At 71.4% G+C, this 13,606-nt stretch carries 17 protein-coding genes; 11 read left to right on the plus strand and 6 right to left on the minus strand.

Annotated features, from left to right (window positions below):
* Positions 1-10: 10 nt before the first annotated feature.
* From GV155_RS21100 to GV155_RS05040, 4 genes are read left to right on the plus strand one after another with little or no spacing between them, the layout of a single operon-like run.
* Positions 11-244 carry a glutaredoxin domain-containing protein gene (locus GV155_RS21100; protein ID WP_442938859.1) on the plus strand — a complete coding sequence of 78 codons (234 nt, stop codon included), beginning with the start codon at positions 11-13 and terminating at the stop codon, positions 242-244.
* On the plus strand, positions 241-1,494 hold the full coding sequence (locus tag GV155_RS05030; RefSeq protein WP_160005831.1) for a bifunctional alpha/beta hydrolase/OsmC family protein: 1,254 nt from the start codon (positions 241-243) through the stop codon (positions 1,492-1,494). Before GV155_RS21100 ends, GV155_RS05030 begins: the two co-directional genes overlap by 4 nt.
* A gap of 2 nt (positions 1,495-1,496) precedes the next feature.
* The gene (locus GV155_RS21105; protein WP_442938860.1) at positions 1,497-1,835 is read left to right on the plus strand and encodes a DUF427 domain-containing protein; all 339 of its coding nucleotides are present in this window, start codon (positions 1,497-1,499) and stop codon (positions 1,833-1,835) included.
* Positions 1,832-2,584 (plus strand): flavodoxin family protein, encoded by a 753-nt coding sequence (locus tag GV155_RS05040; RefSeq protein WP_160005835.1) that lies wholly within the window; start codon positions 1,832-1,834, stop codon positions 2,582-2,584. Before GV155_RS21105 ends, GV155_RS05040 begins: the two co-directional genes overlap by 4 nt.
* 15 nt (positions 2,585-2,599) lie before the next feature.
* Here GV155_RS05040 and GV155_RS05045 read toward each other — a convergent pair whose 3' ends face one another.
* From GV155_RS05045 to GV155_RS05070, 6 genes are all read right to left on the minus strand, one after another.
* Positions 2,600-3,379, minus strand: a complete 780-nt coding sequence (locus GV155_RS05045) for a Crp/Fnr family transcriptional regulator (RefSeq protein ID WP_236554004.1) — start codon at positions 3,377-3,379, stop codon at positions 2,600-2,602.
* A 123-nt stretch (positions 3,380-3,502) separates the two neighbouring features.
* Entirely contained in the window at positions 3,503-4,108 is a 606-nt protein-coding gene (locus tag GV155_RS05050) for a hypothetical protein (RefSeq protein ID WP_236554006.1), read from the minus strand.
* Positions 4,109-4,473: 365 nt separating this feature from the next.
* On the minus strand, positions 4,474-4,791 hold the full coding sequence (locus GV155_RS20395) for a hypothetical protein (RefSeq protein WP_201300062.1): 318 nt from the start codon (positions 4,789-4,791) through the stop codon (positions 4,474-4,476).
* Positions 4,792-5,093: 302 nt separating this feature from the next.
* A complete protein-coding gene (locus GV155_RS05060) occupies positions 5,094-6,413 on the minus strand; it encodes a tyrosine-type recombinase/integrase (RefSeq protein ID WP_160005839.1) in 1,320 nt (439 codons plus the stop codon).
* Positions 6,406-6,750: a helix-turn-helix transcriptional regulator gene (locus GV155_RS05065; RefSeq protein ID WP_160005841.1), complete on the minus strand. Its 345-nt coding sequence runs from the start codon at positions 6,748-6,750 to the stop codon at positions 6,406-6,408. Before GV155_RS05065 ends, GV155_RS05060 begins: the two co-directional genes overlap by 8 nt.
* 338 nt (positions 6,751-7,088) lie before the next feature.
* Entirely contained in the window at positions 7,089-7,718 is a 630-nt protein-coding gene (locus GV155_RS05070) for a hypothetical protein (RefSeq protein ID WP_160005843.1), read from the minus strand.
* A 250-nt stretch (positions 7,719-7,968) separates the two neighbouring features.
* On the opposite strand from GV155_RS05070, the gene GV155_RS05075 reads away from it, so the two are divergent.
* Genes GV155_RS05075 through GV155_RS05105 form a run of 7 tightly spaced genes read left to right on the plus strand, consistent with a single transcriptional unit; the run spans position 7,969 to position 13,388 of the window.
* Positions 7,969-9,393 (plus strand): hemolysin family protein, encoded by a 1,425-nt coding sequence (locus GV155_RS05075; RefSeq protein WP_160005845.1) that lies wholly within the window; start codon positions 7,969-7,971, stop codon positions 9,391-9,393.
* Positions 9,390-10,427, plus strand: a complete 1,038-nt coding sequence (locus GV155_RS05080) for a CNNM domain-containing protein (RefSeq protein ID WP_160005847.1) — start codon at positions 9,390-9,392, stop codon at positions 10,425-10,427. Before GV155_RS05075 ends, GV155_RS05080 begins: the two co-directional genes overlap by 4 nt.
* A gap of 14 nt (positions 10,428-10,441) precedes the next feature.
* Complete coding sequence (locus tag GV155_RS05085) at positions 10,442-10,831, plus strand: DUF6153 family protein (protein WP_160005849.1); 390 nt, start codon at positions 10,442-10,444, stop codon at positions 10,829-10,831.
* Between the two features lie 58 nt (positions 10,832-10,889).
* The gene (locus tag GV155_RS05090; protein WP_160005851.1) at positions 10,890-11,483 is read left to right on the plus strand and encodes a DUF305 domain-containing protein; all 594 of its coding nucleotides are present in this window, start codon (positions 10,890-10,892) and stop codon (positions 11,481-11,483) included.
* A gap of 55 nt (positions 11,484-11,538) precedes the next feature.
* Positions 11,539-12,252: an arsenate reductase/protein-tyrosine-phosphatase family protein gene (locus GV155_RS05095; protein ID WP_160005853.1), complete on the plus strand. Its 714-nt coding sequence runs from the start codon at positions 11,539-11,541 to the stop codon at positions 12,250-12,252.
* Complete coding sequence (locus GV155_RS05100; RefSeq protein WP_160005855.1) at positions 12,249-12,959, plus strand: arsenate reductase ArsC; 711 nt, start codon at positions 12,249-12,251, stop codon at positions 12,957-12,959. The genes GV155_RS05095 and GV155_RS05100 overlap by 4 nt, the downstream gene beginning before the upstream one ends.
* 60 nt (positions 12,960-13,019) lie before the next feature.
* The gene (locus tag GV155_RS05105; protein WP_160005857.1) at positions 13,020-13,388 is read left to right on the plus strand and encodes a hypothetical protein; all 369 of its coding nucleotides are present in this window, start codon (positions 13,020-13,022) and stop codon (positions 13,386-13,388) included.
* The last annotated feature ends 218 nt before the right edge of the window (positions 13,389-13,606 follow it).

Here is a 13,606-nt window from a genome sequence, read left to right on the forward strand (position 1 = left end):
CTTGGTAGAGGTGTTCTGGCGGCCCGGTTGCCCCTTCTGCCTCAGGCTCCGTGTCGCACTGGCGCTGCGGGGCGTGCGGGCCACGTGGCGGAACGTGTGGGACGACCCTGAGGCCTCCGTGTTTGTGCGAACGCACAACCAGGGCAACGAGACCGTCCCGACGGTCCGGATCGGCGCCACGGTGCTCACCAACCCGTCTGCTGGCGTCGTAGGCTCGCTCCTGCGCCGCTCCCCGGGCCGATGAGGATCGAGGCGGAGCTTCAACGAAGGCAGGTTGCCTTCCTTGGCAGCAGCGGGTCTGACCTCGCCGGCACCCTCGACCTTCCGGCCGGTCCAGTCCGAGCAGTTGCCCTCTTTGCCCACTGCTTCACCTGCGACCGCACCTCGCGGGCAGCATCTCGCGTCGCCAGGGCCCTGACGAGGGCCGGCTACGCAGTCCTGCGCTTCGACTTCACGGGGCTCGGGGACTCCGACGGCTCCTTCGCCGAGACCACGTTCAGCACTAATCTCGAGGACCTCCGCGCCGCCGCTCGCTGGCTCGCCGACGAGCTCGAGCCTCCGCGGCTGCTCGTCGGCCACTCGCTCGGAGGCGCAGCCGTCCTGGCCATCGCCGGGGAGCTGAAATCCGTCGGAGCAGTCGCGGTGATCGGTGCCCCGTCGACTCCGGCCCACCTCACCAGGCTCCTGTCAGGTGCGGAGCCTGCGCCCGACGGACACCTCGCCGTCACCATCGGCGCACGGAGCCTCCACATCAGCCCGGACCTGGTCCGCGACCTGTCGGCCCGACCCCAGCGCGAGCGCATCTCCGCGCTCGGCAGACCCCTCCTCGTCCTGCATTCGCCGCGGGACGCCGTCGTCGGCATCGGGGAGGCGCGCGCGATCTTCGACACCGCACGGCACCCGAAGTCGTTCGTGACCCTGGACGACGCCGACCACCTGCTGCTGCGCGCCGAGGACGCCGACTACGCCGGATCCATGATCGCGACGTGGGCCGGCCGGTACCTCCCGGTTCGGCCGGCGTCGCCGTCCACGGCCCCCGCAGCGCCCTCGGGCGTGGTAGTCGACGAGATCGATGACCTCGAGGGCTACGCCCACCGGGCCCGCGCGGGGCGCCACACCTGGCTCCTCGACGAGCCACTCGACGTCGGTGGTGCCGACACCGGTCCAGCTCCGTACGACGTGTTGCTCTCCGCGCTCGGGGCATGCACGTCGATGACCATGCGGATGTATGCGCGGCGCAAGGGGTGGGATTACCGGCCATCACGGGTGACGCTTCGCCACGGTCGCATCCACGCCTCCGACTGCGAGACCTGTGAGACCACCTCAGGACATGTCGACCGGGTGCACCGGCACATCGAGCTGGACCCCTCCCTGCCCGAGGATCAGCGTGCGGCACTCCTCTCGATCGCGGACCGCTGCCCTGTCCACCGCACCCTGCTGGGCGAGATCGACATCGTCACCACTCACGCATCCGACCATGCCCTGACGCCATGACCATGCGCGCCGAGCTCGAAGGAACCGTCCTGGCGGAGGGCCAGGACACCGTCGCTCGCGGCGGCTTCCGCTACTTCGCCCCGCAGGACGTGGCGTTCCGGTACCTGCGACCGGTCTCCCTGCGTCCGTCCCTGCGCGGCACGTCCGCCCGCTTCGATGTCTGCATCGGCGGAACACGAGCCGTCGACGCGGCCTGGTGCATCGCCCGCCCACGATGGTGGTCGCAGCCGGTCCGCGGACGGGTGGCGTTCGCCCCACCGGTCGTCGTCCGTCGGGTCGACGACGCGCCGGGTCCGTCAATCCGCCCGACGCGGTCCCCCCAGTCAAGGAGATCCACATGATCCCCGCATCCGTCGTCACATTCATCGACGCGGAGGTGGCCGCCGCGACCACCTCGTACGACGACCTGCGTGTGGTCGTCCTCAACGGGACCCTCAAGCGCTCCCCCGAGCCGAGCCACACCGACGGGTTGCTGGCGGTCACCCGTCGGGTGCTGGAGGGCGTCGGCGCGCAGGTCGACGTCGTGCGGCTCGTCGATCACGTCGTTCCACCGGGGGTCCAGCCCGACATGCGTGAGCACGGGTGGGAGCGCGACGACTTCCCCGACCTCTACCGCTCGCTGGTGGAGCCGGCGGACATTGTCGTCCTCGCTTCCCCGATCTGGCTGGGGGACCAGTCCTCACTGACCCGGCTGGCGATCGAGCGGCTCTACGGCTGGTCCGGCGAGATGAACAGCGCCGGCCAGTGGAGCTACTACGGCAAGGTCGGCGGGGTCGTCATCACGGGCAACGAGGACGGCGGAAAGCACTGCGCGGCCCAGATGCTCTACGCGCTGAGCCACATCGGTTTCACCATCCCGCCCCAGGTCGACGCCTACTGGAACGGCGAGGCCGGCCCCGGACCGTCCTACCTCGACGACGACCGAGGGGCGCGCAACCACTGGACCACGCGCAACGCGGTCTTCGCTGCCTGGAACATGCTCCACACGGCCCGCAGGCTCAAGGACGCCGGGGGAGTGCCCGCCCACGGCAACGTCACGACCAACTGGGACCTGTCCGACCCGGACCACCCGAACCCGGAGTACCGCTGACGGACTGCGTCCTGCTCAGTAGCCGCCGAGCTCGCGCAGCCTGTCCTGATCGTGCACGGTGATCTTGCCGCGACCCAGCGAGATCAGTCCGAGGTCGGCGAGTTCGCCCAGGATCTTCGTCGTCGTCTCGCGCGACGTCGCCGCCAGCGCGGCGAGCTGTTCGTGGGTGAGCTTGACCTGGGCATCTCGTCCGAAGGTGCCGCTCGAGCCCTGGGCGAGCGCCAACAGCGCACCGGCAACGCGCTCGGGGACCGACTTGAAGACCGCGTCGGAGAGTCGCTGCTCCAGCTCGCCCAGGCGTCGTCCGAGCGTCTCGGAGATGCGCGTGGCGATCCGCGAGTCGCCCAGCAGGAGGCGGCGTACGTCGGCCTCGGACATGACGCACACGACGATGTCCTCGAGGGCTTCGGCGAAGCTGTCGTGCATCTGCTGTCCCACGATCACCATCTCGCCGAAAATGGTGCCAGGCGAGATGATGGCCGTGGTCAGCGCCCGCCCATCGGGGGAGACACGGAAGATCCGGATCCGACCCTGCTTGAGGATGAACAGGGCCTCGAGCGGTTGGTGGGGGGTGTAGACCAGCTCACCGGAGCCGTAGCGGCGCATCGGCGCCGCCTGGGACAGGGCGCCCATCTCCGCGTCGTCCAGGTCGCAGAAGATGTCGACTTCGGCCATGCACCAAAGCCGCTCTTGCTGGCGATCGGCGGCCCGCTCGATGTCCACGTCTTCCTCTCTGCGGCCGGGGGACCACGGCCGGCCGCCTCCGGCGAGGTCCTCCGGTTGGGTGTCGTTCACGCAGGCGCTTGTTTCCGGTCCCATGGTCTCAGCCTTGTCGAGGAGGGGTGGTCGTGAGGTCACGCTGGCGGGCCGGGTGGTGTTGGTGCGCCACCCGGCCCACGACGAGGTGCTGAGCGGGTCTCAGCGTGCGGCAACCTTTTGTGTCGGCGCGTCGGCATTCCGGTGAGCCAGGGAGAGGAGCGCTGCCAGCACCAGTCCGAAGATGAGGTGCTCGACCGCGAAGGTCGTCCACCCGGCCATTTCGGCCATGTTGCTGATGGGGTCGCCCGCGTCGAAGATCGCAGCAGCGAGGGGCAGCCCGACGAACGCGCTCATCACGAAGACCAGTGCGCCGTACGCCAGCCCGGCGGCGAGTAGGACGCCGAACCGCAGGTGCAGCCTGGAGAGGACGAGGCCGAACACCGCGCCGTACATCGCGCCGGTCATCATGTGAATCACCGCACCGAGGACTGCGGTTCCGGCGGTGATGCGGAAGTCGTTTCCGCCCATCGCCGCCTCCATCGACGTCATCATCGCGTCCGGGGCTGCCCACAGTGACGCGATGTGGTGCAGCGGGGTGAAGAAGCCGGTCCCGTTGACCAACCCCGCCACCATGGCGAAGATCCCCATCGCGATCGACGCGAGCACGCCGGCCACAGCGCCGGACGCGAGGGCTCCACCCACACCGGCGCGCTTGGATGTCTGAACAGCACTGGTCATGATGATCTCCTGGTCTTCGGTCGCCACCGCGCGGCGAGCTGGGAGACGGAGTCTTCTCGTGCTGACGTGCCCGTTCCGTAAGCACGCTCACAGAACGCCGACAATGCGTGTCGGCAGGATGGCGGCATGGCTGAGTCGGTCCGGGTCTAGGTCCTGCACGTCCACGACTGTCCTTCGCTCGAGCGTCTTCGTGCCGAGGTCGAGTCCGCGCTGGCCGAGGTGGCGCCTGACTGCCGGCTCTTCCTCGTGGGAGAGGACTACCCGTCGCCGACGTAGTTCGTCGACGGGATGGACGTCACGACGGGTGCGCCCGTGTCGGTCGAAACGCGGTGCCGACTCGATCTGCCTACATCCCTACTGATCCGCCTTGCGCTCAGCGCGCTGGCCGGGGGTCACAGTAAGTCGGCCAACCCCGCGTAGCCGCCCTCGGCGAGGCGCTCGCCTGACGTCTCGAAGTAGTCCCCGCTGATGAGCCTGTTCGTGAGGTTGGACCGGCCGCAGATCGACACGGCGTCGTGCGGGGGCTTCTCAAACCAGCCCGCTGACAGCACGGCCTCGGCGTCGGACGGGGTGATGCGGTCCGGCGTCGCAGCCAGCTTGGCGACGTACGCGAGCGCCGGCCGGAGACGACCGACCACCGGTGCGCTCTCCAAGTGCGTCGGGAGAGCGGCGAGCAAACTCTCCTCGATCCCGAACCTGGCGGCTGTCACCGCATTCATCCCGTGGCAGTCGTCGCAGTCGTTCAGGCCCGACTGTAATCGGCGATGAGCTCGTGGTCGGCGGCCATCAGGTCGGACGGGCCTCGCATGAGCACCTAGTGGTAAGCGAGGAGCGGGCGTGATGCGTCCGGGAGCTGCGGAAGACGTCGAGAAAACGAGGCTCAGCGGGTTGCGAGGGGAGGTAGGACATGAGTTCCTCCTAGGTCATGGGTGAAGGGCATGTTCGGGCGTCTCACACAGTAGGTTCCGGCCGCCGTCCGAGCCTTCGGCGACGCACTCGGGCTTCCGCGAGATCAAGCAACCTCGCCGGCCGCCGGAGAGGCCGAGGCGGCCTCGCGACCCATCACCTCCCAGGGAAGTGTCCGTGACATCTCGCGAGCGGCATCCCCCTCGCCGGCGATGGGGGACTGGTACCGGTCCGTCGTCGTAGTGGGCTTCCTGTGCCCCAGCTGTCCCTGCACGTAGGTCACGCTGAAGCCGAGGCCGCCGTGCTCCTTGGAGGCCAGGCTGTACGAAGCGTGAGCGTGCCTGAGCCAGTGGAGGGTCCACATCCACGGCGTGGAGTCCACATCTTCGTGAGGACCGTTGGTGCACTCCTGGTTGAAGAGAGTCTTGGCGTCCTGGTTGATGAGCCGGTTGACCCGGTCTGCCCAGCGCTTGACCTTGCGATCGGGCGGGAACAGCCAGCCGGCTGCATCACCCTCGTGGGTCGCCGCCTGCGCGACGAGGCGGTGAAGGACCCACTCGTAGGCGGCCCACATCCGGACCGTGCGCCCCTTGCCGCCCTTGGGAGGCGCCACCGCGGGCCACGCCCGGTAGCGGTTCAGCTGCTGGACGACACGAATCTTTCCGGCGTTGAGGTCGATGTGCTCCACCCGGAGCCCGAGGCACTCCGTGAAGCGAAGACCGCTGGCGAACGCGAGAAGAATCAGCAGGAACCCGTACCCGGGCAGCAGTCTTTCCGCGACACCGGCGAACCGGTGGATCGTGGCGGGCGCCGGGCAGTGCTCGACACCGATCCGTTCCTGGTCCGCGGCGGCCGGTGCCTTCTTCGCGAGCTCCGCCACGATGCGGCCGCGGCGACGCGCGGAGACTCCGAACGCGTCGCGGTCGCCGAAGAAGTTGCGGTTCTCGGCGTAGGTGATGAGGGCGCCGAGCGTCCGCGCGACGGCACGCATCGTCTCCTTCGTGGCGCCCCCGAGCAGCATCCCCTCGAAGACCTGGGTCCAGTGTCCGACGGTGAGGTCGCCACAGGCAACGTCTGCCACAGCTTCGGGCATGTGACAGTTCCAGTTCGACCGGTACTGGTCCGTGGTGCCCTGCGGGGTGTTCGAGGCGCCGAGGAAAGAGATGAAGCGCATGTAGGTGAAGCCGAAGGGCTCATGGCTCAGCGGTCCACGCGAACGGTGGCGGTCGATCTCGGCGTACTTCTCCGCGGCGAACGCCTCTGCCTCATCCCGGCTCTTGCAGCGCTGCTGCCTCCGTTTGTTGCCCCGACCCGGGACACCAGCGGGATACCACGAGACCCGGAAGTCGCTGGAGATTCGGACGGGGTCGTCGTCGCGACGGCGGGTGATGTTCTGCTCGGCGGCAGCGCGCCTGCGCTCAGACACTGTACTTACCCGCCTTGTGTGCGGACCTCTTCGCCTTCGCGGTGTCCTTGGTCTTCTCGGCCTCTTCGGACGGGCCCGCCTCCTCGGCGGACCCGATGGTGCGGGCGCGGGTGCCGGCTTTGCTCGCGGCGCTGATGAAGGCGTGGACGTCGTGGAGCATCCACACCGGGAGGGAGTTCAGCCAGCAGGGCTCGGGCAGCTTGCCGCCATCGAGGAGGTTGTCGATGGTCCTCTCGCAGATGCCAAGCTCGAGGGCAAGGTCTCGCTTGCGCAGGACGCGGTCGGGGTAGTGCCGGACGCAGCAGGCCATCGAGGTCAAGGTGTTGTGGTCAGTCATGTCCCTGACCCGTCCCGCGCGACCGGAAGCTGGGCAATCACTGCCAGCACCAGTCCGAACGAGTCGGCATGGTGAGGAACGCGCTATGTGACTCTGCGTGACAGGCCAATGGGGAAGTCGCAGGTCAGAAGGGGTGGGCCCCGGATGGGGCCAAGACCACCCAGATCTACGAGGGCACCAACCAGGTGCAGCGGATCGTGATGGCGCGCCAGCTGCTGGCCGGGGTGCAGTCCCAGCTCTGAGGCCGAAGCCTCCGGTACGACAGCAGCGGATCACTGCCACCTGGTGGCACTGATCCGCTGCTGTCGTCGGGGCCGGTGTCGGCCGGTGGCCTCAGGTCAGTCGCACTCGTCGCAGACGCCGTTGGCCGGCAGGGCGAGGTTGCAGTCCGGGCACAGCGGGATCTCGCGCGCCTCCCAGGCGTTCTTGCGGGCGCGGGAGCGGCTGGCGGCCAGCTTCGGGGCCAGGGCGGCCTGGCCGCCGGACTCGGGCAGGTTGGTGGCCTCGAAGTGGCGGTGGCAGGCCAGGCGCTGGGTGGCGGCGTGGTCGTCGGCGTCGGCCGGCTCCTCGCCGGTCACGGCCAGCACCGCGGCGCGGTACCCCTCGCCGACGCTGCCGGTGTTGTTGACGCATAGCGAGGCCAGGTTCGGCTCGTCACGGGCGGCGCACTCGCGGGCGACGCGCAGCAGGACGTCGCTGATCCAGTACTGGAGCAGCTGCTTGGTGTGCACGCCGGTGCGCTCGACCACGGCCGCGCCGAGCGCCTGGTAGGTGATGACGTCGTGGTAACGACCTGCGGTGCCCAGCAGGACCTCGCGGGCGGCCTCGGCGCGTGCCACACGGAGCTCCTCGCCCTCCAGGACGGGCGCCTCCTCAGGCGTCTCCTCGTCCTCCAGGACGGACGCCGCCTCGGGCGTCTCCTCGTCCGTGCGGTCGTCCTCGGTGTTGACAGTGCTGGATTCGACCATGGCTCGACAGTACCCGCGTCCGGGGCCTGCGCCGGACACGCCTCGGCTCCCGGCCCGTCATCGGCCCGTCACGGCTGCGCCACCCGCTCGTCACCCGGGCCGCGCGTCACCGGGCGTCTGCCACCATGGATGGTCCTGCCCGTGCAGGCGGCGCCGTGCCGCCCTGCGACCCGAAAGGCCGACAGCCCTTCATGGACTGCCACAGTAGACAGCCCCTCCTGCGCACCACGACCGGGAGGGGCCGCTCCTGATGTGGGTGCTCACCCTCCTCCTCGGCCTGCTGGTCGTGCTGGCGATCACCGCCGCCACCGGCTACTTCGTGGCCCAGGAGTTCTCCTACATGGCCGTGGACCGCTCCCGGCTCAAGGCCCGTGCCGCGTCCGGCGACAAGGCCGCCGCCCGGGCGCTCGACGTGACCGGACGCACGTCCTTCATGCTCTCCGGCGCCCAGCTCGGCATCACCGTCACCGCCCTGCTCGTCGGGTACGTCGCCGAGCCGCTGATCGGTGAGTCCCTCGGCACCGCGCTCGGCGGGGTCGGCGTGCCGACCGGCGTCGGCATCGCGGTCGGCACGGTCGTGGCCCTGCTGGCCTCGACGATCATCCAGATGCTCTTCGGCGAGCTGTTCCCCAAGAACCTCGCCATCGCCCGGCCCGAGCCGGTCGCCGTGCGCCTGGCGTCCTCGACCCGCGTCTACCTGCGCGTGCTCGGTCCGGTCATCTCCGTCTTCGACCAGGCCTCGAACCTGCTGCTGAAGGCGTTGCGGATCGAGCCGGTCCACGACGTCGAGCACGCCGCGACCGCGCGCGACCTCGAGCACATCGTGGCCGACTCCCGTGCCAGCGGCGACCTGCCGCGCGAGCTGTCCCTGCTGCTGGACCGGATGCTCGACTTCCCGGCCCAGGACGTGGAGCACGCGATGGTGCCGCGGGGGCGGGTCGACGTGCTGCGGGCCGACCAGACGGTGGCCGACGCCTGGGCCGCGATGGGCTCCGGCCACTCGCGCTACCCCGTGCTGGACGGGGGCGAGGTGGCCGGCGTCCTGCACCTGCAGGACGTCCTGGACGCCGGACCCACCGGTGCTCCCGTCACCACGCTGACGCGCGAGCCGGTCCTGGTGCCCGAGGTCATGTCGCTGCCCGACGCCCTGCGCCGCCTGGCGCAGACCCGCAACCAGCTGGCCTGCGTGCTCGACGAGTACGGCGGGTTCGCCGGCGTGCTGACCATCGAGGACCTCGCCGAGGAGCTGGTCGGCGAGATCGCCGACGAGCACGACCCGGTCGACGCCCTCGACGCCGGCGTGACCGGGGACGAGGACGCCGGCGCCTGGGAGGTCCCCGGTGACCTGCACCTCGACGAGGTGCAGCGGCACCTCGACCGCGAGCTGCCGCGCGGCGACTACGAGACCCTCGGCGGTCTCGTCATCGCCGAGGTCGGCGAGCTGCCCGCGGTCGGGCACCAGGTCGCGGTCGAGCTGCCCCAGGACCCCGCCACCCTCGGCGAGGACGACGTCCTCCCGGAGGTGCTGACCATCACCGTGCTCGAGGTCGAGCGCCACGTGCCCTCGCGGCTGCGCCTGGCGCTGCCGCCCGACCGCGCCGGTGCCCCCGTCGGTGACCCCGCCGACGAGCCCGTCGCCCCCGCGGCGTCGACCCAGCAGGAGGAGCGGGCATGAGCCTCGACAACCCGTACGTCGTCGTCGTCGTGACGACCGCCCTGATCGCGCTGAGCGCGTTCTTCGTGGCCGCCGAGTTCGCGCTGCTGGCGGCCAAGCGCCACCGGTTGCAGGACCAGGCCGCCACCAGCCGCTCCGCGAGGGCGGCGCTGCGCAGCGCCGACGAGCTGACCGTGCTGCTGGCCGGCAGCCAGCTCGGCATCACCGCCTGCGCCCTGGCGCTCGGTGCGATCACCAAGCCTGCGGTCAACTACGCGCTCACGCCGCTCTTCGCGGACTGGGGCGCCCCGTCCTGGGTCGCCGGCGCGCTCGGCTTCGCGCTCGCGCTCGTCGTGGTGACGTTCCTGCACCTCGTCGTCGGCGAGATGGCGCCGAAGTCGTGGGCGATCGCCCACCCGGAGTCGGCCGCGACCCTGCTGGCGCTGCCGATGCGGGGCTTCATGTGGCTGTTCCGACCGCTGCTGGTCGCCCTGAACGAGGCCGCGAACTGGTGCCTGCGCCGGGTCGGGGTGGAGCCCCAGGACACCGTGTCGTCGGGCCAGACGCCCGACGACCTGCGGCAGCTGGTCGAGCACTCCGCGGCCGCCGGCACGCTGGACGCACGCTGGTCCTCGCAGATCACCGAGGCCCTGGACCTGGCCGACCTGACCCTCGACGACCTGGTGCGGTGGGACCTCGCCGTCACGGCCGTCGGGACCGGGGCCAGCGTCGGCGAGGTCCGCGACCTCGGCCGCTCCTCGGGCCACCTGCGGATCCTGCTCCGCGACGGCGGGCCGACCGGTCCCGCCGGCGCGGTCACCGGGGTCGTGCACGTGCGCGACACCCTGGTGCTCGAGGCCGACGACACCGTCGAGCAGGTGGCACGCCCGCCGTACCACCTCGCGGCCGCGACCCCGGTCTACGCGGCGCTGGCCGACATGCGCGAGACCCGCCAGCACCTCGCGGTCGTGACTGCCAAGGACGGTCGGGTCGGCGTGGTCACGATGGAGGACGTGCTGGTGCGCCTCTTCCCGCCGGTGGACGCGGCCGCCTGACCTAGGCTCGGAGCATGGGCACAGCACGACGGGGCGGCGGGCGCTGCTGGCGCCCGCTCCTCGTCGTGCTCGCGCTGCTCGGCCTGCTGTGGATGCACGGCCTGGGCACGCACGGCACCGTCGAACCCGCAGCCGCGGCCGACAGCGTGACGCACGCGGCCCACCAGGACCCCGCCGCCTCCGAGGAGGACCACGGGGGTGCCGGTGACCACGGGGGCCACGTGATGGCGGTCGGCCTGTGCCTGGCCCTCCTCCTGGCCGCCGTGCTGCTCACCGGCCGGTGGCGCCGGGGCCTGCTCCTGCGCCTGCGTGACCTGACCCGGACCCTGTCGACCGGGCTCGCCCCGCCGGCACCGCGCGCCCGACCGCCCGACCTCGTCGCCCTCGGCGTCTGCCGCTGCTGATCCGGCTCGTGCCCCACGAGCCAGGTCCAGCACGCCCGCACGCACCCGAGGAGATCCGATGACCACGCACCCTCGTACGCCCGCACGCCCCCGCACCACCCGCCGACCCCGCCGCGTCCGTACGGCGGCCGCCGCCGCGCTGCTGGTCCTCACGGCCCCGGTGCTCGCCGCCTGCGGTGCGGGCGAGGACCACAACGAGGCCGATGTCGCCTTCGCGACCGAGATGATCCCGCACCACGCGCAGGCCGTGGAGATGGCGGCGATGGTGGACGGCAAGGACGTCAGCCCCGAGGTGGCCGACCTCGCCGCGGAGATCGCCGCGGCCCAGGACCCCGAGATCGAGACCATGAGCGGCTGGCTGGAGGAGTGGGGCGAGCCCGTGCCCGACTCCGACCAGGCGATGTCGGGGGACATGGCCGGGATGACCGGGATGATGTCGGCCGACCAGATGGCCTCCCTCGAGGCCGCCGAGGGGGCTGCGTTCGAGACGAGCTGGCTCGAGCTGATGCGCGAGCACCACCGCGGCGCCGTCGAGATGGCCCGGGCCGAGCAGGCCGACGGGCAGGACCCCGAGGCCGTCGCGCTGGCCGAGGAGATCGAGGCCACGCAGACCGCCGAGGTGGCGGTGATCGAGGACCTGCTGGCCGGGTAGGACGAGCCGCGCCACCCTGTTGCCTCAACATCCACTGAGGCAATATGGTGGCGTGGTGGACAGGGACGTCGAGCTCACGGCCCGGGCCGCCCGGCACGCCGCGCTGGGCGACCCGGTCCGGCTGCGGATCACCGACCGGCTGGCGTGGGGGGACGCCTCGCCGGGTGAGCTCGCGGCCGCCCTCGACCTGACCTCGAACCTCCTCGCCCACCACCTCGGCGTGCTCGAGGGTGCCGGGCTGGTCTCGCGGCACCGCTCCGAGGCCGACCGGCGGCGCAGCTACGTCGCGCTCACCCGCGACGACGCCACCTGCCGCGTGGTCGGCGCGACGGACTGCTGCACCGACCCGCCGTGGGCCGGGGCGTCCCGCGTCCTCTTCGTCTGCACCGCCAACTCGGCCCGGTCGCAGCTCGCGGCCGCGCTGTGGAACGACGCCCGCCCCGCGATCCCGGCAGCCTCCGCGGGCACCCGCCCGGGCGACCGGGTCGCCCCGGGCGCGGTGGACGAGGCGGCCCGTCGCGGGCTGCGCCTCACCGGGACGCCGGCCCACCTCGACGACGTCCGCGAGCACGGCGACCTGCTGGTCACCGTGTGCGACCGGGCGTACGAGGAGCTCGTCGCCGGCGACGTCGCGACGGTGCACTGGTCGGTCCCCGACCCGGTGCCCGACGGGCGTCCCGCAGCCTTCGCCTCGGTCGCCGACGAGCTCCGCCAGCGGATCGAGACCCTTCCCGCCGCCGTCCCGACCAGCCGAGAGACCGACCGATGACACCACCCGCGCACCAGCCCGTCCACGAACCGCTCGACCGGCAGCTCGCGCACCGCGTCTCGGTCGACCGCCTCGCCGAGGAGGTGCGCGGGACCTTCGGGCGCGAGACCGTGGAGGAGCTGCTGCGGTCCTCCTACGAGGACCTCGCGGCCACCGCGACGCTGCCCGACTTCCTCCCGCTGCTCGCCGAGCGCTTCGCCCGTCAGCGGCTGCACGCGCTGGCCCGCCTCGAGCGTCGCACCAACGACCGGCGCCCGGTCGCGCTCTTCCTGTGCACGCACAACGCCGGGCGCTCGCAGATGGCTCTCGGCTTCTTCGCCGCCCACGCGGGGGAGGCCGCGGTCGGCTGGTCCGGGGGGTCCCTGCCCGGCGGGGAGGTCAACCCCGTCGCCGTGCAGGCGATGGCCGAGCGCGGTGTCGACATCGCCACCGAGTACCCGAAGCCGTGGACCGACGAGGTGGTCCGGGCCGCCGACGTCGTGGTCACCATGGGATGCGGTGACGCCTGCCCGGTGTTCCCCGGCACCACCTACCGCGACTGGGAGGTCGCCGACCCCGACGGCCGGGACCTCGCCGAGGTCCGGGCGATCCGCGACGACGTCGAGCGGCGCGTGCTCGAGCTGCTCGCGGAGCTCGGCGTCCCCGTCGACCACCACCGCACCGCCACCCCTCCTCCCGTCCCCACCACCCAGGAGCCCCTGCGATGACACACGTCGACGATCGGGCAGGCCCGGACGGCGCTGCTCGGCGGCATCTTGGACGACACGGTGTTCAAGACCTCCTCGATCTTCGCCGACGCCGCCAATGCTGCCCAGGGCTTGTCTGGCTTGCGGGCGGACCGCGCCGCGGCCCTCGGCGGCGTCGTCGAGCCCGTCGGGTGGGGGTACGACCCGGCTCTTCTTCCACACGACGACGAATCGCCGCCAGGCTGGGTGCAACGTCAGTCTGGTCTCCTGGTACCCCGGACCCCCGAGGCGGCGATGGTGATGCTTGGCAGCACCGTTGTTGCGCTGCTTGCCCTCTACTGGTGGATCGTCGACCGCGAGCGCGCCGAGTTGGTCATGCAGGCGCTAGCGACCGGTGAGATCGGGCGCCAGCTGTACCGGGCAGCGCTACGCAGTCGCGGCCGGAACTAGAACGCACTGCTGGCACCGAGGATGGGACGCGGTCATGGGGTCGGGCCCGCCCTCACTGATCCTTGGGCACACCGGTGCTGCGCCGGCACCGCATCCCGGTGGCGGTCGGGGTCATGCTGTGGGGCTAGGAGGTGCGTGCAGTTGTGCGTGCACACAGATTGGGACGTGCTGGGTCGGCCCGGCACGGGGCCCCACTGCGCGCGGCAAGGCGCTCAGCA

Origin of the sequence: Nocardioides sp. AX2bis (assembly GCF_902506435.1) — a bacterium.
Classification (GTDB): Bacteria; Actinomycetota; Actinomycetes; order Propionibacteriales; family Nocardioidaceae; genus Nocardioides.